The 24,197-nt window shown below is 72.0% G+C and carries 16 protein-coding genes; 13 read left to right on the forward strand and 3 right to left on the reverse strand.

Annotated features, from left to right (window positions below):
* Positions 1-70: 70 nt before the first annotated feature.
* Entirely contained in the window at positions 71-370 is a 300-nt protein-coding gene (locus ML5_RS23445; protein WP_013286839.1) for an STAS domain-containing protein, read from the reverse strand.
* Positions 367-4,512, reverse strand: a complete 4,146-nt coding sequence (locus ML5_RS23450) for a SpoIIE family protein phosphatase (RefSeq protein ID WP_013476433.1) — start codon at positions 4,510-4,512, stop codon at positions 367-369. The genes ML5_RS23445 and ML5_RS23450 overlap by 4 nt, the downstream gene beginning before the upstream one ends.
* A 293-nt stretch (positions 4,513-4,805) precedes the next feature.
* Between ML5_RS23450 and rph the strand changes: the two genes are divergently transcribed.
* The 7 genes from rph (at position 4,806) to mmsB (ending at position 14,701) form a co-directional block, all read left to right on the forward strand.
* On the forward strand, positions 4,806-7,400 hold the full coding sequence (gene rph, locus ML5_RS23455) for a rifamycin-inactivating phosphotransferase (RefSeq protein ID WP_041784255.1): 2,595 nt from the start codon (positions 4,806-4,808) through the stop codon (positions 7,398-7,400).
* Positions 7,401-7,448: 48 nt separating this feature from the next.
* A complete protein-coding gene (locus ML5_RS23460) occupies positions 7,449-7,817 on the forward strand; it encodes a MerR family transcriptional regulator (protein ID WP_013286836.1) in 369 nt (122 codons plus the stop codon).
* Positions 7,818-7,859: 42 nt separating this feature from the next.
* On the forward strand, positions 7,860-8,954 hold the full coding sequence (locus ML5_RS23465) for a 12-oxophytodienoate reductase (protein WP_013476435.1): 1,095 nt from the start codon (positions 7,860-7,862) through the stop codon (positions 8,952-8,954).
* A 184-nt stretch (positions 8,955-9,138) separates the two neighbouring features.
* Positions 9,139-10,491, forward strand: a complete 1,353-nt coding sequence (locus ML5_RS23470) for an endo-1,4-beta-xylanase (RefSeq protein WP_013476436.1) — start codon at positions 9,139-9,141, stop codon at positions 10,489-10,491.
* Between the two features lie 201 nt (positions 10,492-10,692).
* Entirely contained in the window at positions 10,693-11,832 is a 1,140-nt protein-coding gene (gene chvE, locus ML5_RS23475; protein WP_013286833.1) for a multiple monosaccharide ABC transporter substrate-binding protein, read from the forward strand.
* An 83-nt stretch (positions 11,833-11,915) separates the two neighbouring features.
* A complete protein-coding gene (gene mmsA / locus ML5_RS23480; protein ID WP_013476437.1) occupies positions 11,916-13,454 on the forward strand; it encodes a multiple monosaccharide ABC transporter ATP-binding protein in 1,539 nt (512 codons plus the stop codon).
* Positions 13,451-14,701, forward strand: coding sequence for a multiple monosaccharide ABC transporter permease (mmsB, locus tag ML5_RS23485; RefSeq protein ID WP_013476438.1), 1,251 nt, complete (start codon positions 13,451-13,453; stop codon positions 14,699-14,701). The genes mmsA and mmsB overlap by 4 nt, the downstream gene beginning before the upstream one ends.
* Positions 14,702-14,760: 59 nt before the next feature.
* Here the strand turns inward: mmsB and ML5_RS23490 are convergent, their stop codons facing one another.
* On the reverse strand, positions 14,761-16,416 hold the full coding sequence (locus ML5_RS23490; protein WP_013476439.1) for a glycoside hydrolase family 27 protein: 1,656 nt from the start codon (positions 16,414-16,416) through the stop codon (positions 14,761-14,763).
* 653 nt (positions 16,417-17,069) lie between these two features.
* Here ML5_RS23490 and araB point away from each other — a divergent pair.
* From araB to yjfF, 6 genes are all read left to right on the forward strand, one after another.
* Positions 17,070-18,752, forward strand: a complete 1,683-nt coding sequence (gene araB, locus ML5_RS23495; protein ID WP_013476440.1) for a ribulokinase — start codon at positions 17,070-17,072, stop codon at positions 18,750-18,752.
* Positions 18,749-19,420, forward strand: coding sequence for an L-ribulose-5-phosphate 4-epimerase (locus tag ML5_RS23500; protein WP_013286828.1), 672 nt, complete (start codon positions 18,749-18,751; stop codon positions 19,418-19,420). The genes araB and ML5_RS23500 overlap by 4 nt, the downstream gene beginning before the upstream one ends.
* Positions 19,421-19,518: 98 nt before the next feature.
* The gene (locus tag ML5_RS23505; protein WP_013476441.1) at positions 19,519-20,514 is read left to right on the forward strand and encodes an ABC transporter substrate-binding protein; all 996 of its coding nucleotides are present in this window, start codon (positions 19,519-19,521) and stop codon (positions 20,512-20,514) included.
* Positions 20,515-20,586: 72 nt separating this feature from the next.
* Positions 20,587-22,128 carry a sugar ABC transporter ATP-binding protein gene (locus ML5_RS23510; RefSeq protein WP_013286826.1) on the forward strand — a complete coding sequence of 514 codons (1,542 nt, stop codon included), beginning with the start codon at positions 20,587-20,589 and terminating at the stop codon, positions 22,126-22,128.
* Positions 22,125-23,195, forward strand: coding sequence for an ABC transporter permease (locus ML5_RS23515; protein WP_013286825.1), 1,071 nt, complete (start codon positions 22,125-22,127; stop codon positions 23,193-23,195). The genes ML5_RS23510 and ML5_RS23515 overlap by 4 nt, the downstream gene beginning before the upstream one ends.
* Positions 23,192-24,184, forward strand: coding sequence for a galactofuranose ABC transporter, permease protein YjfF (gene yjfF, locus ML5_RS23520; RefSeq protein ID WP_013286824.1), 993 nt, complete (start codon positions 23,192-23,194; stop codon positions 24,182-24,184). Before ML5_RS23515 ends, yjfF begins: the two co-directional genes overlap by 4 nt.
* Positions 24,185-24,197: the final 13 nt, after the last annotated feature.

The following is a 24,197-nucleotide window of genomic DNA, read 5'->3' on the forward strand; positions in this document are numbered from 1 at the left end:
GACCGCGCCCGACCAGGCGACAGCCCGTGACGGCGCCCGACCCGCGACAGCGCCTGACGCCCCGACGGCGTCAGGCGCTGCGGACCGTGGTGAGATCGGCCAGCCCGGAGATGGTCAGCAGCGGCTCCAGCAGCGGGCCGGCGATCAGCGCGATCCGGTCGGCGTGCGGGAACAGCGCGGCCAGCCCGGCGCTGTCCAGGTACTCCACCTTCGTGAGGTCCACGACCAGGGGTTCGCCGTCGGGGCGTACGGCCTCGGCCAGCGCGTCGGCGAAGGCGGACGCGTTGCTCATGTCGATCTCACCGACGGCGGCCAGCACGCGGACGCCGTCCGGGCTGTCGCTCGTGGTCAGGGTCAGGGACGTGCTCATGGCGTGATCCTCGCCTGCATGTCGACGGTGGTGCCGGTGGCCCCCGGAGTGACGCTGATGTTGTCCATCAGCGCGCGCATGAGCACGAGTCCCCGGCCGCGGTGCGGGTCGGGAGGCTGGTCCCGGTCGCGCCAGTGGCCGCTGTCGGCGACGCTCAGGCGCAGGGCGCCGGCGGTGGCGGCGGCGCGCAGCCGGATCCGGCCGCCCGGGTTGTCGCGGTGCCCGTGCTCGATCGCGTTGGCGCACGCCTCCCCGGCCGCCACCAGGATGTTGTACGCGTGGGCCGGGGCCAGCCCGCAGCGGTCCAGCCATCCCCGCAGCGCGGTGCGAACCTCGGCCAGGCGCGTCGACTCGGCCGGGAACTCCAGTTCCAGCGGCCCGGGGTGACGGTAGAGCAGCAGGGCCACGTCGTCGTGGTAGCCGCCGTCCGGGGTGAGCCGGTCCATGATCTCGGTCGCCAGCACCTCGACCGGCGCGTGGTGGCCCTGCTGGATGGCGTCGGTGGCGCGGGCGATGCCGGCGGTGATCGGCTGGCGGCGGCGTTCCACCAGGCCGTCGGTGTAGAGCATCAGGGTGGCGCGCGGCGGGACCGTCGCCTCCGCCTCGGGACGTTCCTGCCCGGGGCGTACGGCCAGCGGCCGGGACCGGCCGTGCTGCAGCAGTTCGGGAGTGCCGTCGGCTCGGACCACGATGGCCGGTGGGTGACCGGCGCTGGAGTAGCGCATCAGGCCGGTGGCCGGGTCGAGCACGCCACAGAAGACGGTGGCGCAGGACGCCCCCGGCAGCAGCGCGGCGAACCGGTCCAGCGCCACGAGCGTCCGGGCCGGGCTCGGGTCCTGCAACAGCAGGGCACGGCAGGCGCTGCGCAGCTGACCCATCACCGTCGCGGCCTGAAGGCCGTGTCCCACGCAGTCGCCGACCACGATGCCGATGCGCCCGTCCGGCAGCTCGACGGTGTCGTACCAGTCGCCGCCGACCTTCAGCGGCATCGCGGCGGGGGAGTACCGCACCGCGAAACCGGCGGGGAGCTGCGCCGGGCCGAGGATCGCCCGTTGCAGGGCCAGCGCGGTCTCCCGCTGCTGGTCGATCTGGTGCACCCGGTGCAGTCCCTGGCCGATGTGGCCGGCCAGCAGCGCCAGCAGCGTCTGGTCCTGCTCGGTGAAGGGCCGCTTCTCGCCCAGGTCGATCCAGAGCGCCATGGTGCCGTGCGGATGCTCGACGGCGATGCCGGCGCCGTGCGTACGCGTCGCCACCGGGGTCAGCAGCGGGGTGTCCCGGAGCGCGAGCAACGCCTGCCGGCGCTGCTGCGGCAACGTCTCCCACCGGGCCGCCGGGTCGGTGGCGGTCACCTCGGGGGCGGGCAGGTCGCCGAAGACGGCGGTGAGCACGCCGGCGGCCCGCCACAGCTTGCGCAGCTCGTCCAGCACCCCGTGCAGCGCGTCGGTGAGGTCGTCGGCCTGCGACAGCCGCATGCTGAGCCCGGCCAGGGCGGTCTCCCGCTGCACGGCGTAGTGCTCGGCGGTGACGTCGCGGAACGTGCCGACGATCATCCGGCGGCCGCTGTCCGGGTCGTCGACCTGGTTGAACGCGGCCGAGATCCAGATCCGGTGCCCGTCGCGGTGGGTCACCGGCACGGTGTACGTGCCACGGGTCTGCCCCACGAGTCTCGAGAACGCCTCCGCCACCTGGCGGTGCGCCTCGGGCTCGGCCTCCCGGTCCGGCCACCACGGGTGCACCGCGGGGTAGGGCAGGTCCTCGGTCCCGTACCCGAGGATGCCGGTGAACGCCGCGTTGATCTCGACCACCGCGCCGTCCTCGTCGCAGACGAAGAACGCCTCCTGCAACGAGTCGACGAGCGCGGTACGCCAGCGGGCGTGGTGGTTGCGCAGCCGGGCCAGCTCCACGTTCGCGCGTACCCGGGCCAGCAGTTCGGCGGCCGGGAACGGCTTGACCAGGTAGTCGTCGGCGCCGGCCTCCAACCCCTCGATCGAGGCCTCCTGACCGGCGCGGGCGGACAGCAGCAGCACCGGAGTGCCGGCCGTACGCTGGTCGGCGCGCAGCGCGGCCACCAGTTGCAGGCCGTCGAGCCGGGGCATCATCACGTCGCTGACCACCAGGTCGGGGGTGTGCGCGCGGGCGGCGTCCAGCGCGGCCCGCCCGTCGGCGACGGCCTGCACCTCGTGTCCGGCCGAGCGCAGCAGCCGGGTGAGGTACTCCCGCATGTCGGCGTTGTCGTCGGCCACCAGGACCCGGGCCGGCGCCCCACCGGGCAGCGGCTGGACCGGCCCCTCGGCCGGGTCGCCCTCGCCGACGGCGGCGCCCGGGTCGGCGGGCAGCCAGCGCAGCGCCTCCTGCACGAACGGCTCGGCCGACACCGGCGCCCGGCCGGTGCCCGCCGGGGCGAGCGCGTCGGCGGGCAGGTGGGCGGTGCCGAACGGCAGCCGGATCGTGAAGGTGGTGCCCCGGCCCACCGCGCTGGACGCGTCGATGTCGCCGCCGTGCAGCGTGACCAGCTCCTGGACCAGGGCCAGGCCGATGCCGCTGCCCTCGTCGGAACGGGAGCGGGCGTTCTCGATGCGGTGGAACCGCTCGAACAGGCGCGGCATCTCGTCGGCGGGTACGCCGATGCCGGTGTCGGAGATCCGCAGCACCGCCGCGTCGCCATCGGCGCGCAGCTCCACCCGGATCGTGCCGTCGAAGGTGAACTTCAGCGCGTTGCTGAGCAGGTTCAGCACCACCTTCTCCCACATGCCGCGGTCCAGGTGCACCGGCTCGGGCAGGGGCGGGCAGTCGACCTCGAAGGACAGACCGGCCCGTTCGATAGCCGACCGGAAGACGCTCGCCAGGTCGGCGGTCACCGCGGCCAGGTCCACCGGCTCGTAGCGGGCCTGCATCCGCCCGGCCTCGATGCGGGAGAAGTCGAGCAGGCTGTTGACCAGGTTGCCCAGGCGCAGCCCGTTGCGGCGGATGACGTCCAGCTCGGTGCGGACCTGCTCGTCGGCGCCCTGCAACCGGCCGCGCAGCTCGTCCAGCGGTCCCATGATCAAGGTGAGCGGGGTGCGAAACTCGTGACTGATGTTGGAGAAGAACGCGGTCTTCGCGCGGTCCAGCTCGGCGAGTTCCTCGGCGCGCCGCTGCTGCGCCTGGTAGCTGCGGGCGCTGGCGATCCCGGTGGCCAGATGCCCGGCGGTCAGCTCGACGAAGCCGCGGTACCCGTCGTCCAGCGCCCGGTAGCGGTTCAGTCCGGCGACCAGGAACCCGTACGGCGCTCCGCCCTGCTGGCGCAGCGGCACCAGGAGCGCCTCGGCCGGCGCGGCGGGCCAGACACCGGCGGGCAGGTCCGTGAAGGCGGGGCCGTCGAGCGCGACCCGCACCGACTCGCCCTCGGTGAGGGCGCCGGCCGGCCACGGCGCGGCCGGGTCGCCGAGGGACAGCGTGGCCGGTGCCGCCGGGTGGCCCGCCGCCAGCCCGGTCGCCTCGACGAGCCGGGCGCCGTCGTCGTCGTACAGGTAGGTGAGCGTGAACGGCAGGTCCTGCGGGTTGCGGGCCAGCTGGCGGCTGACGAACGCGAGCGTCTCCTGTTCGGTGCGGATGACGCTCGGGTCCGAGCCGAGGTCGCGCAGCGTGGCCATCCGCCGCTCACCGATGACCCGCTCGGTGTCCTCGCTGACCACACAGAGCATCCCGACCAGGCTGCCGTCGTCGGCGCGCAGCGGGCTGTAGGAGAACGTGTGGTACGTCTCCTCCCGGTAGCCGGCGCGCTCCAGGAACAGCAGCAGGCCCTCGTCCCAGGTCGCCTCGCCGGTGCGCAGCACGGTGTCGACACGAGGGCCGATGTCGTCCCAGATCTCCGCCCATACCTCGTTCGCCGGCAGCCCCAGCGCCCACGGGTACTTGCGGCCGAGCGTGTCCCGCCGGTAGGCGGCGTTACAGAAGAAACTGAGCTGCGGCCCCCAGGCCATCCACATCGGGAACCGGGAGGACAGCAGGATCCGCACCGCGGTCCGCAGGCTCTGCGGCCAGGTGTCCGGCGGGCCCAGGGGGTGCGCCGACCAGTCGATCCGCGCCAGGTCCGGCCCGATCTCCGCGTCCACGGCGAAGACGTCGGCACGCGTACGCGGGTCGGTGTCAGCGCCGCTCATCGCCCGAGTCTCCCCCACCCCGTCCGGTCCCGCTCGTCCGGGCCGCGTCGCGGCCTCGTGGTCGCTTCTTGCCCCGTCGCGCCCCCGGCACTCCACCCGGGGCGGGGAGATCTGACTCACGTGACGGCAGCGGGTCAGGGAAGGGGTTCGTGGTGCGGCAAAACGAAAGGCAAGGAGACACCTCTCCTCGCCACTATCAACGTATATCGCACCCCGGGTCTTGCCGCAAGGCCCCGGTGATGCCGCAGAATCAGCGGCCGATGCGGGTCGAGCTGCGAAAACGGGGGCACGGCATGACCGGACGGTACGTGTGGCAACTGCACGAGGTCGACGAGACGCGGATCGCCGCGGTCGGCGGCAAGGGCGCGCACCTGGGGGCGTTGACGCGGATCGACGGGGTGCGCGTACCCCCGGGTTTCTGCGTCACCACCGACGCCTTCCGGCTGGCCGTGGCGCGGACGCCGGCGCTGGCCGGCCCGCTGGACCGGCTCGCCCGCGCGGACGCGGACGACCCGGCGGCGCTCCGGACGGCCGCCGCCGAGGTGCGTCGCGTCGTCGAGCGGACCGCGCTACCGGGCGACGTCGCGGCGGCGGTCACCGCCGCGCTGGCCGGGCTCGGCGCGGACGCCGCGTACGCCGTGCGGTCGAGCGCGACCGCCGAGGACCTGCCGACCGCCTCGTTCGCGGGCCAGCAGGACACCTACCTGAACGTGGTCGGCACGGCCGAGGTGCTGCGGCACGTGAGCCGCTGCTGGGCCTCGCTGTTCACCGACCGGGCGGTGACCTACCGGCGGCGCCACGGCATCGACGACCGGGCCGTGGACATGGCCGTGGTGGTGCAGCTGATGGTCGTCCCGGACGCGGCCGGGATCATGTTCACCGCCGACCCGGTGACCGGGAACCGGACGGTGGTGTCCGTGGAGGCCGGCTTCGGTCTCGGCGAGGCCCTGGTCTCCGGCCTGGTGAACCCGGACGTCTTCACGGTGCGCGACGGCGCGGTGGCCGGCCGGACGATCGGCGCGAAGGCGCGGGCGGTGCGCGCCGTGCCCGGCGGCGGCACCCGGGAGACGCCAGTCGACCCGGCGCGGCAGGCCCAGCCCGCGCTGACCGACGCGCAGGCGGTACGCCTCGCCGCGCTGGGACGGCGGATCGAGGCGCGCTTCGGGTGCCCGCAGGACATCGAGTGGGCCCTGACCGGCGACGACATCCACATCCTCCAGAGCCGGCCGATCACCACGCTGTTCCCGGTGCCGGCGGCCGCCGACGGGCGGTTCCACGTCTACCTGTCGGTCGGCCACCAGCAGATGATGACCGACGCGATGAAGCCGCTGGGCCTGTCGATGTGGCGGCAGACCGCCATGGCGCCGATGCACGAGGCGGGTGGGCGGCTGTTCGTCGACGCCACGCCGCACCTGTCCACGGCGGCGGGTCGTACCGCGTTCCTGGGCATGATCGGCCGGGCCGACCCGCTCACCCGGGACGCGCTGGACACGGTCCTCGCCCGGGACGTCGTACCGGCCGCGCCGGACCCGGCCCCGGCCGGCCCGCCCGTGGGCGGCCCGCCGCCCTCGATCGACACCGACCCGGCGATCGTCACCACGCTCGTCGAGCGCAGCCGGGAGTCGATCGCCGCCCTGCGCCGCGACATCGGCACCCGGTCCGGGCCCGAGCTGTTCGACTTCCTGACCGAGGCGTTCGCCGAGCACAAGCGGGTGCTCACCGACCCGGTGAGCGCCCAGGTGATCATGGCGGGGATGCAGGCCACCTGGTGGCTCAACGACAAGCTGGGGGAGTGGCTCGGCGAACGCGACGCCGCCGACACGCTCACGCTCTCCGCGCCCGGCAACGTCACCGCCGAGATGGGCCTGGCGCTGCTCGACGTGGCCGACGTGGTCCGCGCGTACCCCGAGGTGGTGGCGTTCCTGCAGGACGCCGCCGACGACGGGTTCCTGGACGAGCTGCCGAAGCTGCCCGGCGGCGTCGAGGCGCGCGACGCCATCGCCGGCTACCTCGACCGGTACGGCATGCGCTGCGTCGGCGAGATCGACATCACCCGGCCACGGTGGAGCGAGCACCCGGCCACGCTCGTCCCGCTGATCCTGGACAACGTCCGCACCTTCGCCCCGGGCGCCGCCGCGCGCCGCTTCGCCCAGGGCCGGGAGCGGGCCGAGGCGAAGGCCCGGGAGGTGCTGGACCGCCTGCGCGCGCTCCCCGACGGCGAGCGCAGGGCCGCCGAGACGCAGGCCGTGATCGAGCGGGTACGGACGTTCGCCGGCTACCGGGAGTACCCGAAGTACGACATCGTGAGCCGCTACGCCGTCTACAAGCAGGCGCTCATGGCGGAGGCCGGCCGGCTGGCGCGCGCCGGTGTGCTCGCCGGTCCGGAGGACGTCTTCTACCTCACCTTCGACGAGTTCCGCGAGGTCGCGGCCACCGGCTCTGTGGACGCCGCGCTGATCCGCAGGCGCCGGGAGGAGTTCCGGGCGCACCGGGCGCTCACCCCGCCCCGGGTGCTCACCTCCGACGGCGAGGCGCTGAACGGCTCGTACCGGCGCGACGACGTGCCACCGGGCGCCCTGGCCGGCCTGGCGGTCTCGGCCGGCGTCGTCGAGGGGCGGGCGCGGGTCGTGGCGGACCTGGCCGGCGCCGACCTGGAGCCGGGCGACATCCTCGTCACCGCACACACCGACCCGAGCTGGACACCGCTGTTCGTGGCCGTCGCGGGCCTGGTGACGGAGGTTGGCGGGCTGATGACGCACGGCGCGGTGATCGCCCGTGAGTACGGCCTGCCCGCAGTGGTGGCGGTGCCGGACGCGACCCGGCTGATCCCGGACGGTGGGCGGATCCGCGTGCACGGCGCCGACGGGTACGTCGAGCTGCTGTCCTGACCGGTGCGGCATGCCCGATGATGGAGGTCCGGCGAGCGGGGAGGCGCGATGCGGATCGGGGAGCTGTCGGCGCGTACCGGGGTGAGCGCCCGGTCCATCCGGTACTACGAGCAGCAGGGCCTGCTCGCCGCCGTGCGCACCGCGAGCGGGCAGCGGGTCTTCGCCGAGTCGGCCGTGGACCGGGTCCGGCTCATCCAGCGGCTGTTCGACGCCGGGCTGAGCAGCCGCCGGATGGCCGAGCTGCTGCCCTGCGTGACCGATCCGGAGGTCCGCACCTCGTGGCTCACCGACCGGCTGCGCGAGGAGCGGACCCGGATGACAGCCGAGATGGCACGGCTCGCGCACGCCGTCGCGGTGCTCGACGACGTGGTGTCCGACATGACAGTGACCGAGGACACCCGGGATCCGGCCGCCTGAGCGCTTGCCCTTGACACCGGTGTCAACTCCTAGCGTCGGGTCATGAACGCGACCCTGGACACCGGATCGCCGGTGACGCCGCTGCTGGAACCCGTCACCGTCGCCGGGCTGCCGTTGCCGTCCCGCTTCGTGATGGCGCCGATGACCCGTAACCGCGCGCCGGGCGGCGTGCCGACGCCGGAGATGGCCGACTACTACCGGCGCCGCGCCGCGGCCGGCATCGGCCTGATCGTCACCGAGGGTGTGCTGGTCGACCATCCCAGCGCGGGGCACGAGGACACCGTGCCCCGGATGACCGCCGGCGCGGCCGAGGCTGGCTGGCGGGACGTGGTCGAGGCCGTGCACGCCGCCGGCGGCCGGATCGCCGCGCAGCTGTGGCACCTGGGCAGCCTGCGCGAACCGGTCGACGGCCGTCCGGCGTGGACCCCCTCGGGGGTACGCGAGCCGGGCCGCCCCGCGCCGTACGCGATGACCGCGGCCGACGTGGACACCCTGCTCGCGGCGTACGCGAATGCAGCAGAGGTCGCGGTACGGGCCGGGTTCGACGCGATCGAGATCCACGCGGCGCACGGTTACCTGCTCGACGAGTTCCTGTGGCCGTACACGAACCGCCGGACCGACGCGTTCGGCGGCTCGCCGGAGCGGCGGGCGGCGTTCCCGGCGGCGGTGGTGCGCGCGGTCCGCGCGCAGGTCCCGGCGCGTCACCCGGTGATCGTGCGGTTCTCCCAGTTCAAGGAGCGGGCGTTCGACGCGCGGATCGCCGAGACCCCGGCCGAGCTGGCGCAGATCCTCGGCGCGTTCGCCGAGGCCGGCGCGGACGTGCTGCACGCCTCGCAGCGCCGCTTCTGGCAGCCGGCGTTCCCCGGCTCGCCGCTGAACCTGGCCGGCTGGGCGAAGCGTCTCACCGGCCTGCCGTCGATCACCGTCGGCTCGGTCGGGCTGCGGCGGGACTTCCTGCGCCCGGACGGCCCGGAGTCGGTGGCGGGCCTGGCCGCGCGGCTGGCGGACGGGGAGTTCGACCTGGTCGCGCTGGGCCGCGCGCTGCTGGGCAACCCGGCCTGGGTGACGCACGCCGCCGCCGGACGGCTGGGCGAGATCGTCGACTACCGCAAGGCGCACGAGGACGTGTACCCGTAGGACCGGGGTGACCCTCAGGGGTTGACGCCGGGGGATGTTATCGCTCACAGTCGATGGCAGGGCATGAGCGCCGCAAGGCTCACCGGGCGAGCCGCGCTGGTCGTACCTCGACACCACCGCCACCGGACGCGGGGTCGGGGAGTCGCACCACCACCATCGCGCAACCCCCGGAAGAGGAATCCGCATGAGACGAAAGAGAGCCTTGCTGACCACCGGCATCCTGGCCGGCGCGCTCGCCGCCGGGATGGCGGTGGCCCTGGCGCCGGCCGCGAGCGCCGGCACCACGCTGCGCGCGGCGGCGGCCGAGAAGGGCCGCTACTTCGGCGCCGCCGTCGCCACCGGCAAGCTGTCCGACAACACGTACGCCACGGTGCTGAACCGCGAGTTCAACTCCGTGGTGGCCGAGAACGAGATGAAGTGGGACGCCACCGAGCCGCAGCAGGGGCGGTTCAGCTACACCGGCGGCGACCGGCTGGTCAGCCACGCCCGCGCGAACGGCATGTCGGTGCGCGGGCACACGCTGCTCTGGCACGCCCAGCAGCCGTCGTGGGCACAGGGCCTGTCCGGCAGCGCGCTGCGCAACGCCGCGATCAACCACGTCACCCAGGTGGCCACCCACTTCCGGGGGCAGATCTACGCCTGGGACGTGGTGAACGAGGCGTTCGCCGACGGCGGCAGCGGCGGGCGCCGCGACTCGAACCTGCAGCGCACCGGCAACGACTGGATCGAGGCGGCGTTCCGGGCGGCCCGCGCCGCGGACCCGGGCGCGAAGCTCTGCTACAACGACTACAACACCGACGGCATCAACGCGAAGTCGACGGGCATCTACAACATGGTCCGCGACTTCAAGTCGCGCGGCGTGCCGATCGACTGCGTCGGCTTCCAGTCGCACCTGGGCACCACGATCCCCGGCGACTACCAGGCCAATCTCCAGCGCTTCGCCGACCTGGGCGTCGAGGTGCAGATCACCGAGCTGGACGTGATGACCGGCGGCAACCAGGCGAACATCTACGCCGCCGTGACCCGCGCCTGCCTGGCGGTGTCGCGCTGCACCGGCATCACGGTCTGGGGCGTGCGGGACTGCGACTCGTGGCGCGGCTCGGACAACGCGCTGCTGTTCGACTGCGCGGGCAACAAGAAGGCGGCGTACAACGCGGTGCTCGACGCGCTGAACGCCGGCGGCAACAATCCGCCGCCGACCACGACCCCGCCGCCGAACAACCCGACCACCCCGCCGCCGGGTCAGGGCGGGTGTTCGGCCTCGGTGTCGCTGAACTCCTGGACCGGTGGGTTCGTGGCGACGGTGAAGGTGACCGCGGGCTCGTCGGGCACCCGGGGATGGACCGTCACCATGACGTTGCCGGGCGGCGCGAGCATCACCAACACCTGGAGCGCCACCGCGAGCGGGAGCAGCGGCACGGTGCGATTCGCGAACGTGAGCTACAACGGCCAGCTCGGCGCCGGTCAGAGCACCGAGTTCGGGTTCCAGGGCAACGGCAGCGGATCGGGCATGACGCCCACCTGCTCCGCGTCCTGAGCCGGGCCACCGCGGGGGCGGCGCGCCGTCGCCTCCGCGGTGTTCCGCCACGTCGTCCCGTCCGACCTGGACTGTCGTCTCTGTTACGAGAAAGAGACATGCGCATTTCGCGCGATTGGTTGACGGGGCAACTTGTGAGCGTTAACACTCCCCGTGAGGGTTACCTGTGTCACAGGGACCGCCACGACAGGGAGGACGCTCGTGCGCAGACGACTTCTGGCCGCACTCAGCGGTGCCGCGCTCGCGATCAGCCTGGCCGCCTGCAGCGGCGAGGGCGCGGGAGGCGGCGGAGACACCAGCTCGGCCAAGCCCGGCGACCTGACGATCGGCGTCTCGATGCCGACGCAGACCTCGGAACGGTGGATCGCCGACGGCAACTCGGTGAAGGAGAAGCTCCAGGCCAAGGGCTACAAGGTCGACCTCCAGTACGCCGGGGACGACATCCCGACCCAGTCGCAGCAGATCGACCAGATGATCACGCAGGGCGCGGACGTGCTGGTCATCGCCCCGATCGACGGCACCGCGCTCAGCGGCCAGCTCCAGGCCGCCGCGGCGGCGAAGATCCCGGTCATCTCCTACGACCGGCTCATCCGCAACAGCCCGAACGTCAGCTTCTACGTCAGCTTCGACAACTACAAGGTCGGCGTGGCGCAGGCCAACGCGCTCCTGGTCGGGCTCGGCCTGCTCACCAAGGACGGCGCCAAGGGCACCGCCACCGGCCCGTTCAACGTGGAGCTGTTCGCCGGCTCGCTCGACGACAACAACGCCGGGTTCTTCTTCAACGGCGCGATGGACACGCTGAAGCCGTACTTCGACGCCGGGACGCTGAAGGTCAAGTCCGGGCAGACCAAGATCGAGCAGGCCGCCATCCTGCGCTGGCAGCAGGAGACCGCGCAGAAGCGGATGGAGGACCTGCTCACCTCCAGCTACAACGACGGCAGCAAGGTCGACGGCGTGCTGTCGCCGTTCGACGGCCTGTCCCGCGGCATCATCACCGCGCTGCAGAACGCCGGCTACCGCGGCGGCGCCAAGAAGATGCCGGTGGTGACCGGCCAGGACGCCGAGGTCGCCTCGGTCAAGCTGATCAACGACGGCGTGCAGAGCTCGACCGTCTTCAAGGACACCCGGCTGCTGGCCGAGCAGGCGGTGATCGCCGCCGAGGCGTTCCTGCGCAAGGAGGAGCCGAAGGCCAACGAGACCAAGGCGTACGACAACGGCGTCAAGGTCGTGCCGGCGTTCCTGCTGCCGGTGCAGACCGTCTACAAGGAGGACATCAAGTCCGTCCTGATCGACTCCGGCTACCTGACCGAGCAGGAGGTCGCCGCGGGCCGGGCCGGCTGACCCGCGGCGACGGGCCCGGCGGCCGCCCGCGCCGCCGGGCCCGTCCGCTCCGGACACCACGACCACGAGCAGGACGGATATCCATGAGCGATCACATCCTCGAGATGCGTGGCATCACGAAGACCTTCCCGGGCGTGACCGCGCTCCAGGACGTCTCGCTCGCCGTACGGCGTGGCGAGATCCACGCGATCTGCGGTGAGAACGGCGCCGGGAAGTCGACCCTGATGAAGGTGCTGTCCGGCGTCTACCCGGCGGGCAGCTACGACGGCCAGATCGTCTTCGACGGCGAGCCGGTCGGGTTCCGGGGGATCCAGGACAGCGAGGCCCGCGGCATCGTCATCATCCACCAGGAACTCGCGCTGGTGCCCTACCTGTCGATCGCCGAGAACATCTTCCTCGGCAACGAGCGCCGCGGCCGCGGCGGGCTCATCGACTGGCACCGGACCAACGCGGAGGCCGCGGCGCTGCTGCGGTCGGTCGGGCTGCACGAGAACCCGGTCACCCCGGTCATCCAGCTCGGTGTCGGCAAGCAGCAGCTCGTGGAGATCGCCAAGGCGCTGTCCAAGAAGGTACGGCTGCTGATCCTCGACGAGCCCACAGCGGCACTCAACGACGTCGACTCCGCGCACCTGCTGGACCTGATGCGCCGGCTGCGCGACCAGGGCATCACCTGCATCATGATCTCGCACAAGCTCGGCGAGATCACCGCCGTCGCCGACTCGACCACAGTCATCCGCGACGGCCGTACCGTCGAGACGCTGGACATGTCCGACGGCGCCGTCACCCAGGACCGGATCATCCGCGGCATGGTCGGCCGCGACCTGGCCGCCTTCTACCCGACCCGCAGCGTGACCCCCGGCGACGAGGTGCTGCGCATCGAGGACTGGTCGGTGCGCCACCCGACGCAGGACCGCCTGGTCGTCGACCGGGCCTCGCTGCACGTGCGGGCCGGGGAGGTCGTCGGCATCGCCGGCCTGATGGGCGCCGGGCGCACCGAGCTGGCGATGAGCGTGTTCGGCCGGGCGTACGGCCGGGACATCAGGGGCCGGCTGTTCGTCAAGGGCCGCGAGGTACGGGCGCGCACTGTCGCCGAGGCCATCGCCAACGGCATCGCGTACGCCACCGAGGACCGCAAGCACTACGGCCTCAACCTGATCGACGACGTGCGGGGCAACGTCTCGGCCGCCGCGCTCGACAAGCTGGCCCGGCACGGCTGGATCGACGGCAACCGCGAGATCCAGGTCGCCGAGCGGGGCCGGCGCGACATGAACATCAAGGCGCCGACCGTGATGTCGGTGGTGGGCAAGCTCTCCGGCGGCAACCAGCAGAAGGTCGTGCTGGCGAAGTGGCTGTTCACCGACCCGGACGTGCTGATCCTCGACGAACCGACCCGGGGCATCGACGTGGGCGCGAAGTTCGAGATCTACACGATCGTCAACCGGCTGGTGGCCGACGGCAAGGCCGTCGTGCTCATCTCCTCCGAACTGCCCGAGCTGCTCGGCATGTGCGACCGCATCTACACCCTGGCGGCCGGCCGCATCACCGGGGAGATGCCGGTGGCCGAGGCCACCCAGGAGAACCTGATGGGACTCATGACCAAGGACAGGGATCTCGTCCGATGACCAGCACGAAGCCTCCCCCCGCCACGAAGATCGCCACGCCGGACACCGGCGCGGCGGCGACCCTGCACACCGGCACCAGCGATCCGCGCGCGCTGATCCTGGGCAACCTGCGGCAGAGCGGCATCTACATCGCCCTGGTGGTGATCGTGGCGCTGTTCGCGGTCCTCACCGACGGCGTCTCGCTGAGCCCCGGCAACCTGACGAACATCGTCCTCCAGTACTCCTACATCCTGGTGCTCGCGATCGGCATGGTCATCGTGATCATCGGCGGCCACATCGACCTGTCCGTGGGATCGGTGGTGGCGCTCACCGGAGCGGTCTCTGCGGTGCTCGTCATCCGCGAGGGCATGCCCTGGTGGGCCGGCGTCCTGGCCGCGCTCGCGGTGGGCGTCGCGGTCGGTGCGTGGCACGGGCTCTGGGTCGCGTACGCCGGCATCCCGGCGTTCATCGTCACCCTGGCCGGCATGCTCCTGTTCCGAGGTCTGACGCTGCGCGTGCTGGACAACATCTCGCTGTCGCCGTTCCCGGAGGAGTACCAGCGGGTCGCCGCCGGGTTCCTCAACGGTCTGCTGGGCGGCCAGGGCTACGACGCCTTCACGCTGTTCATCGGCGCCTTCGCCGTGGTCGGGTACGCGGTGAGCGTGTTCCGGACCCGGGTCGCCCGGGTGCGCCACGAGCAGCCCGTGGAGTCGTTCCCGCTGTTCGTGCTGCGGATCGTGGTGGTCGGCGCCGTGGTCATGTGGTTCGCCTGGCAGCTCGCCCACGCCCGGGGCCTGCCGATCGTGCTGATCGTGCTCGCCGTGCTCGTGCTCGTCTACGGCCTGCTCACCCGCCGCACGGTGTTCGGCCGCCAGGTGTACGCCATCGGCGGCAACCTGCCCGCGGCGATGCTGTCCGGCGTACGGGTGAAGCGGGTCAACTTCTGGATCTTCGTCAACATGGGCTTCCTGTCCGCCGTGGCGGGTGTCATCTACTCGTCCCGGTCCAACGGGGCCCAGCCGGCGGCGGGCAACATGTTCGAGCTGGACGCGATCGCGGCGGCGTTCATCGGCGGCGCGGCCGTCACCGGCGGCGTCGGCACGGTGGTCGGCGCCATGGTGGGTGGCCTGATCATGGCGGTGATGAGCAACGGGATGCAGCTCATGGGCGTCGACCAGTCCGTCCAGTCGGTGGTCAAGGGCCTGGTGCTGCTCGTCGCGGTGGCGTTCGACATCTGGAACAAGCGCCGGGCCGCCGGCGCCCGGTGACGGCCGGCCGGACGCTCGCCCCTTCGTCCGGCCGACCGCCGTTCACCGGCCGTAGCCGCTCACGCCCGGCTCCACCGTTGGTTGGCGTTGCCGTGGCAGGTCCACACGATCACCCGGGTGCCGTTGGCGGTGCCCGCGTTGTCGACGTCCAGGCACAGCGACGGGAAGCGCCCGTTGCTCACCGTGCCGTTGCCGTTGATGGTCCACTGCTGGTTGGTGCCGCCGTTGCAGTCCCAGATCTGCACCCGGGTGCCGGCCGTCGCGTTCGTCGGCACGTCGAGGCACTTGCCGAGCACCTGCAACGCCTGGCCGTTGGCGGTGAACTGCTGGTTGGCGTTGTTGTGGCAGTCCCAGATCAGCGTCCCGGTGCCGTTCGCGGTGCCGGCGTTGTCCACGTCGAGGCACCGGCCGGACGACTCGCTGCGCAGCCGGAACGTGGTCGGGACCGGCGGCGGCGTGGTGGTGCCGCCCCCGCTGACCCGGTAGACGACGGTGCCGTGCGCGGGCACGCTGGCGGAGATCGTGCCGGTGCTGGTGGAGGTGGCGTCGGTCCACGCGTCGCGCAGCGTGAACGAGCTGCCGCTCTTGCCCACCGCCGCCGCGGTGGTGGAGACCGTGGTGGTCGAGCTGCCCTGGTTGAACAGGGCGACCGCCACGTCGCCGTTGGCCAGCGGCTTGGCCAGCACCCGCCGGGTGCCGTCGAAGGAGACCTGGGCCGCCTGACGGCCGAGCGTGTCCTGGTTGATCGCGACCAGGTTCGCGTTGCGCAGGATCGCCAGCGTGGCTGCGTTCGCCGACCGTACGTCGTTGCCCATCATCAGCGGCGCGGCGAGGACCGCCCAGAGCGCGAAGTGGCTGCGCATCTCGGTGTCGTTCATCCCCCCTCGGCCGACCTCGAGCATGTCCGGGTCGTTGAACCCGCCGGGCGCGGCGTACCCGGCCAGGGGCACCGTGACGTCGACGATGTTCTGGATGCCCATCGGGTAGCCGTTGGTCTGGCCGGTGTTCCACGCGTTGGTGATGTCCTCGGTGGTCCGCCAGAGGTTCGCCACGTCGCTCCAGTTGCGCTGCGGCCCGGTCTTGGCGTGGTAGCTGTTGGGGTTGATGCTGTAGACGATCGGCCGGCCGGTGGAGGCCAGCGCGTCGCGCATGATGCCGAACCGCGCCACCTGGTCGTTGATCGTGCCGGTGGACGAGCACCAGTCGTACTTCAGGTAGTCCACGCCCCAGGCGGCGAACTGCCGCGCGTCCTGGTACTCGTGGTTGAGGCTGCCGGTGGCGCCGGGGAACGCGCCGCCGACCTGGGCGCAGGTCTTGTCCAGCGGCACCTGGTAGATGCCGAACAGCAGGCCCCGGGCGTGCAGGTAGTCACCGAGCGACTTCATCCCGCTGGGGAACCGCTGCGGGTGGGCCTGGAGGTTGCCCTGCGAGTCCCGGTTCGGGTCGAACCAGCAGTCGTCCACGACGACGTACTTGTACCCGAGGTCGCGCAGGCCGTTGCTGACGATCGCGTCGGCGGTCTGGCGGATGAGGGTCTCGTTGATGTTGCAGCCGAAGGTGTTCCAGGTGTTCCACCCCATCGGCGGGGTGCGGGCGACGCCGTTGTCCAGCGCCCGGGCGGGACGCGGGGCCACGGCCTGGTCGGTGACTGTCGCGGCGAGCGCCACCGCCGCGACGCCCAGGACGGCGAGCGTCCGTCGGGTCCATCTGCGCACTGATCCTCCTCGGTCGCCGGGCGCCGGCCGTGCCGGCGTCCGGTTGGGAGCGGCCCGCCGATCGCGCGGCGTCGCGCGGGGTGCGCGGGGACGTACGCGGCACGGCAGTGGAGAGGGGCCGGCCGGTCACCGGCGGGCGCTCGTGGGTGGTGGGTCCGGCGGTCGACGGGGTCGCCGTCCGCGTCGCCGCCCGGCTGCGGCGCCGGGGTTTCCCGGACGGCGGCGCCACGAAGCAGGGATGGCGAGAATGTTATCGCTGACATCAAAGCATGTAAATAGCGAGACGGTCCGCCCGGCCCGTGTCGGCGACGGTTCGCGCGGGTGTAGGCGCCGGGAAAAGTGCCGCTGAGGGGCGCTCTGTGACCTCGGGAGGCTCTCTCCGCGGGCCGGAGCCCGCCGCGCCGATCGCGGCGGCTCGACGATCCACTAAGGCATTGATTGTTGTCGCTAACAAGGCGCTCGCCGGGACTCGGCGGCCGGACCGGGAGCGCGTCCGTGTGGATCTCCTCCGGGCGCGGCCCCGCCGGTCCGTGCCGCCCGGCCGCGGTGGTCCGGCGAGGGTGGTTCCTCGTTACGTAGCTGTTGCCCGGAGGTGTCTTGACGGATGTATATGTGAGCGCTAACACTAACTCCGTGACACGGCGGAGGTGCAAATGAGCGAAGTGGACGCGTCCGACCGGTACGTGATCGGCGTCGACTTCGGCACGCTGTCCGGGCGGGCGCTCGTGGTCCGCGTCCGGGACGGCGCCGAACTCGGTACGGCGGTGCACGAGTACCGGCGCGGGGTCATCGAGACCGCGCTTCCCGACGGCGGCCCGGCGCTGCCCCCGGACTGGGCCCTCCAGGATCCGGACGACTACCGCGACGTGCTGCGCCACGCGGTGCCGGCCGCGCTCGCCGAAGCCGGCGTGGACCCGTCCCGGGTGGTGGGCATCGGCACCGACTTCACCGCCTGCACCGTGCTCCCGACGCTCGCCGACGGCACACCGCTGTGCGAGATCCCGCAACTGCGCGACCGCCCGCACGCCTGGGTGAAGCTCTGGAAGCACCACGCCGCGCAGCCGCACGCCGACCGGATCAACGCGCTGGCGGAAGAACGCGGCGAGCCGTGGCTCGGCCGCTACGGCGGCAAGATCTCCGCGGAGTGGCAGTTCGCCAAGGGCCTGCAGATCCTGGAGGAGGACCCGGAGGTCTACCGCCGGGCCGAGCGGTTCATCGAGGCCGCCGACTGGATCGTGTGGCAGCTGTGCGGCGCCGAGACCCGTAACGTCTGCACGGCCGGCTACAAGGGCATCCGGCAGGACGGCCGCTACCCGTCGCCGGACTACCTGACCGCGCTCGACCCGGGATTCGCCGACTTCGTGACCAAGCTGGACGGTCCGCTGCTGCCGCTGGGCGCGCGGGCCGGCACGCTCAGCGCCCGCGCCGCGGCCTGGACCGGACTGCCCGAGGGCATCGCGGTCGCGGCGGGCAACGTCGACGCCCACGTCACCGCCGCGTCGGCCCAGGCGCTGCGGCCCGGCCGGCTGGTCGCCATCATGGGCACCTCCACCTGCCACGTCCTCAACGGCACCCACCCGGCCGAGGTGCCGGGCATGTGCGGCGTGGTCGACGGCGGCATCAGCCCCGGCGCCTGGGGCTTCGAGGCCGGGCAGAGCGGGGTGGGGGACATCTTCGGCTGGTTCGTCCGCCACGCCGCCCCGGCGGGGTTCGACTCGCACGAGCGGCTCACCGAGGCCGCCGCCGCCCAGCCGGTCGGCGCGCACGGGCTGGTGGCGCTGGACTGGTGGAACGGCAACCGGTCCCTGCTGGTCAACCACGACCTCAGCGGGATGATCGTCGGGCTGACGCTGGCCACCCGGCCGCCGGACGTCTACCGCGCGCTGCTGGAGGCGACCGCGTACGGCACCCGGATGATCGTCGAGGCGTTCGGGCAGGCCGGGGTGCCGGTCGACGACCTGGTGGTGGCCGGTGGTCTTACCTCCAACCGGCTGCTCATGCAGATCTACGCCGACGTCACGAACCGGCCGCTGAGCATCATCGGCTCCGCCCAGGGCCCGGCGCTCGGCTCGGCCATCCACGCGGCTGTCGCCGCTGGGGCGTACCCGACGATCCACGAGGCGTCCGCCGCGATGGGGCGCATCGACGAGGCCGTCTACCGGCCCGTACCGGAGAACGTGCGGGCCTACGACGCCCTGTACGCCGAGTACCGCGCGTTGCACGACCACTTCGGCCGCGGCGCGAACGACGTCATGCTCCGCCTGCGGGCGATCCGCAACGCGGCGGTCGACGCCGCCGCGGACCGCGCCGCCGCGACCCTGGAGGTGGTCGGATGAACAGCCAGGTCGACGCGCTACGCGAGACGGTGGCGCGCCTGCACCGCGAACTGACCCGCTACGACCTGGTGGCCTGGACCGCTGGGAACGTGTCGGCCCGCGTACCCGGTCAGGACCTGATGGTCATCAAGCCCAGCGGCGTCGACTACGACGACCTGACCGCGGCGGCCATGGTGGTCTGCGACCTCAACGGCGCCGTGGTCGACGGCGACGGCGCCCCGTCCAGCGACACCGCCGCGCACGCCTACGTCTACCGCGCGATGCCCGAGGTCGGCGGCGTCGTGCACACGCACAGCGGGTACGCCACCGCCTGGGCGGCCCGCGGCGAGGCGATCCCGTGCTGGCTGACCGCGCAGGCCGACGAGTTCGGCGGGGAGATCCCGATCGGGCCGTTCGCGCTGATCGGCGGCGACGACATCGGCAAGGGCATCGTCAGCACGCTGTCCGGGCACCGCTCACCCGCGGTGCTCATGCGCAACCACGGCGTCTTCACCATCGGCCGCGACGCCCGGGCGGCGGTCAAGGCCGCGGTGATGTGCGAGGACGTGGCCCGCACCGCACACCTGGCCCGCGCGCTCGGCCGGCCGGTGCCGATCGCGCCGGCCGACATCGACTCGCTCTACGACCGCTACCAGAACGTGTACGGCCAACGCCCGTCGGCGCACTGACCCCGGACCGCGCCGCGCACCCCCCCACCACCACATCCGGGCCGCTCCGGTTTCCGCCGGTCGCGCGCCCGGAACATCCAACCCCCGGAGGAGAATCGATGAGAAGCAGGAGCACGGCACGCACTGTCATCGCGGCGTTCGCCGGCGTGCTGCTCGCCGCCAGCATGGCCGCGTGCGGCAACAGCGACACCGGCGGCGGTTCCGGCGACGGCAACGACAAGATCGTCCTGGGCTTCTCCCAGGTGGGCGCCGAGAGTGGCTGGCGCACCGCCAACACCACCTCGATCAAGGAGGCGGCGGCCGAGGCGGGCATCGAGCTGAAGTTCGACGACGCCCAGCAGAAGCAGGAGAACCAGATCAAGGCGATCCGCAACTTCATCCAGCAGAAGGTCGACGTGATCGCCTTCTCGCCGGTGGTGGAGTCCGGCTGGGACACCGTGCTCAAGGAGGCCAAGGACGCCAAGATCCCGGTGATCCTGACCGACCGCGCCGTCGACTCGGCCGACAAGTCGCTCTACAGGACGTTCCTCGGCTCGGACTTCGTCAAGGAGGGCCGCCTCGCCGGCGAGTGGCTGGTGGAGCAGAAGAAGGCGGCGTCCGGCCCGGTCAACATCGTGGAGCTTCAGGGCACGACCGGCTCGGCGCCGGCCAACGACCGGAAGAAGGGCTTCGCCGAGGCGATCGCCGCCAACCCGAACCTGAAGATCGTCGCCTCGCAGACCGGTGACTTCACCCGCGCCGGCGGCAAGCAGGTGATGGAGCAGTTCCTCAAGGCCAACCCGAAGATCGACGTGCTCTTCGCGCACAACGACGACATGGGCCTGGGCGCGCTCGAGGCGATCACCGCGGCGGGCAAGGAGCCCGGCAAGGACCTCACCATCATCACCGTCGACGCGGTGAAGGACGGCATGCAGGCCCTCGCGGACGGCAAGTTCAACTTCATCGCCGAGTGCAGCCCGCTGCTCGGCCCGCAGCTGATGGACCTGGTCAAGAAGGTCAAGGCCGGCGAGGAGGTGCCCGCCCGGATCGAGACCGAGGAGACCACGTTCACCCAGGAGCAGGCCAAGGAGGCACTGCCCAACCGCAAGTACTGAGTCACCCGGGGGTCGCCGTCGCAACCGACGGCGACCCCCGTACCACCACCGTCGAAGAAGAGGTCCGATGGGATGACGGGTAACCGTCCGGTCCTGACCATGACCGGCATCAGCAAGACCTTCCCCGGGGTCCGCGCGCTGCACGACGTCGACTTCCGGCTGTTCCCGGGCGAGGTCCACGCCCTGATGGGCGAGAACGGCGCCGGCAAGTCCACCCTGATCAAGGTGTTGACCGGCGTCTACGGGACCGACGCGGGCGTCGTCACGCTCGACGGCGAGCAGGTCTCGTTCACCGGTCCGATGCAGGCCGCAGCGGCCGGTGTCAGCACCGTCTACCAGGAGGTCAACCTCTGCACCAACCTGTCGGTGGCGGAGAACGTCTTCATCGGCCGGGAGCCCCGCCGGCTCGGCGCGGTGCGCTGGGGCGAGATGCGCCGCCGGGCCCGTGACCTGCTGGCCCGGCTCGATCTCGACCTCGACGTCTCCGCGCCGCTCGGCTCGTACTCGCTCGCGGTGCAGCAGATGGTCGCCATCGCCCGCGCGATCGACGTGCAGGCCCGGGTGCTGATCCTGGACGAGCCGACCTCCAGTCTGGACGCCGGCGAGGTGGCGCAGCTGTTCCGGATCATGCGGCAGCTGCGTGACGAGGGGATCGCGATCCTGTTCGTCACCCACTTCCTCGACCAGGTCTACGGCATCGCCGACCGGATCACGGTGCTGCGCAACGGCACGCTCGTGGGGGAGTACCGCACCGAGGAGCTGCCGCAGTTCAGCCTGGTCGAGAAGATGATCGGCCAGGAGCTGGACGTGCTGGAGCGGCTCGACGAGCAGCAGAAGCGCGCCACAGTCGACGCCGGTGGCGAGGCCCCCCTCGTGGACGCCGCCGAACTGGGCCGGCGTGGCGCTGTCGCCCCGTTCAGCCTCCGCATCCACGCCGGTGAGGTGGTCGGCCTGGCCGGCCTGCTCGGCTCCGGCCGGACCGAGGTGGCGCGGCTGATCTTCGGCGCCGACCGGGCCGACCACGGCCAGGTACGGCTCGACGGCGGCCGGGCGCCCGTGCGCAACCCGATGCAGGCCATCGGCCAGGGCGTCGGGTTCTGCTCGGAGAACCGCCGGGCCGAGGGCATCGTCCCGGAGCTGACGGTACGGGAGAACATGATCCTGGCGATGCAGGCCGCGCGCGGCTGGCTGCGTCCGATCCCGCGCCGCCGCCAGGACGAACTGGTCCGCAGGTACGTGGAGGCGCTGAGCATCCGCCCGGCCAACCCGGAGCTGCCGGTGCGCAACCTCTCCGGCGGCAACCAGCAGAAGGTGCTGCTGGCCCGCTGGCTGATCACCGAGCCGCGCCTGCTGATCCTGGACGAGCCGACCCGCGGCATCGACGTCGGTGCCAAGGCCGAGATCCAGAAGCTGGTGGTGCAGCTCTCCGACGGCGGCATGGCGGTGCTGTTCATCTCCGCCGAGCTGGAGGAGGTGCTGCGCCTGAGCCACCGGGTCGCGGTCATGCGCGACCGGGAGATGGTCGCCCAGCTCGACAACGACGACACGCTCGACGCCGACCGCGTCATGCGCACCATCGCCAGTGGAACGCCCCGGGAGGAGGTGACCCCATGACCGCCGTCGCCGACCGCCTCCGCCCGCTGACCGGCCACCGCCTGTTCTGGCCGGCGCTCGTGCTCGTGGTCATGATCGCCGCGAACACCGTCTACCGTCCCGGTTTCCTCGCCGTCGAGGTCAAGAACGGCCACCTGTACGGCACGCCGATCGACATCCTCCGGCTGAGCGCGCCGCTGATCCTGGTCGCGCTCGGGATGACGCTCGTCATCGCCACCGGCGGCATCGACCTGTCGGTCGGTTCGCTCTGCGCGATCAGCGGCGCGATCGCCTGCCTGCACATCAGCGGGGCGGCCGACCAGAACAGCCCGGCCACGGTGGCCACCGCGCTGGCCCTGGCCTTCGGCGCCGCGCTCGTGCTCGGCGCCTGGAACGGGATACTCGTGGCGGTCATCGGCATCCAGCCGATCATCGCCACGCTGATCCTCATGGTGGCCGGGCGGGGCATCGCCCAGCTGGTCACCGAGGGCCAGATCATCACGATCAACTCTGGTCCGTACCGGGCGATCGGGCTCGGGCACTTCCTGACGCTGCCGCTGGCCATCCTGATCGCGCTCGCCGCCGCGCTGCTCGTGGCCGCGTTCACCCGCCGCACGGCGCTCGGGCTGATCGTCGAGTCGGTCGGCGGCAACGCCGAGGCCAGCCGGCTCGCCGGCATCCGGTCGCGGCGCATCGTCTTCCTCGTCTACGTGATCAGCGCCGTCTGCGCCGCGCTCGCCGGTTTCATGGTCACCGCGAACGTCTCCAGCGCCGACGGCAACGCCGCCGGCCTGTGGATCGAACTCGACGCGATCCTGGCGGTCGTCATCGGCGGCACCTCACTGGCCGGCGGCCGGTTCTCCCTCGGCGGCACCGTCCTCGGCGCGCTGATCATCCAGACCCTGACCACCACCGTGTACGCCATGAACATCTCGCCGCAGACGTCGCTGCTGTTCAAGGCGGTCGTCGTCATCGCCGTCTGCCTCGTCCAGGCCCCGGCGTTCCGGGCCCGGCTGCGCCGGCGACGGCGCGGGACCGAACCCGGCCCGGCGGCACCGCAGCGGGAGAAGGAGCAGGTGCCGGCATGAGCAGCACGTCGTTGACCACCGGCCGGTCCTGGCGGCCCAGTCTGCCCCGCCGGCACGTCCCGGTGCTGGCCACGCTCGCCCTGCTGCTGGTCATGTACGGCATCGGCGTGTCCCAGTACCGCGCCTTCTCCAACGTCCAGGTCGTCTTCAACGTCTTCATCGACAACGGCTTCCTGCTCGTCGTCGCGGTCGGCATGACGTTCGTGATCCTCACCGGCGGCATCGACCTGTCCGTCGGCTCGGTGGTGGCGATGACCGCGATGGTGTCGGCCGCGCTGCTGCGCGACGGCCTGCCCGCGGCCCTGGTGCTGGTGATCGCGCTGCTGATCGGCCCGACGCTCGGTTTCCTGATGGGCTGCGCGATCCACTTCTTCGAGATCCAGCCGTTCATCGTGACACTCGCCGGGATGTTCTTCGCCCGGGGCATGTGCACGTTCATCAGCGACGCCTCCATCTCCATCACCGACGGTTTCTGGACCTCGATGTCGCAGCAGCGCATCGGCGACCCGGCCGGCAACTTCGTGTCGATCAGCGTGCTGATCGCGTTCGCGGTGGTGCTGATCGCGGCGTACGTGCTGGCGTACACCCGGTTCGGCCGCAACGTGTACGCGGTCGGCGGCAACGCGCAGTCGGCGCTGCTGATGGGCCTGCCGGTGGCGCGGACCCGGATCGCCGTCTACACGATCAGCGGGCTCTGCTCGGCGATCGGCGGCATCCTGCTGTCGTTCTACACGCTGTCCGGCGCGCCGCTGATCGCCGTCGGGATGGAGCTGGACGTGATCGCCGCCGTGGTGATCGGCGGCACCGTGCTCACCGGCGGTTCCGGGTACGTCTTCGGCACCGTGCTCGGCGTGCTGGTGCTGGGCGTGATCCAGACGCTGATCACGTTCGACGGCAGCCTCAACTCCTGGTGGACCAAGATCGTGATCGGTGGCCTGCTGTTCGCGTTCATCCTCCTCCAGCGCCTCATCGGCATCCGGTTCAAGTGACGGTTCCTAGCGC

Source organism: Micromonospora sp. L5, assembly GCF_000177655.2.
GTDB classification, from domain to species: domain Bacteria; phylum Actinomycetota; class Actinomycetes; order Mycobacteriales; family Micromonosporaceae; genus Micromonospora; species Micromonospora aurantiaca.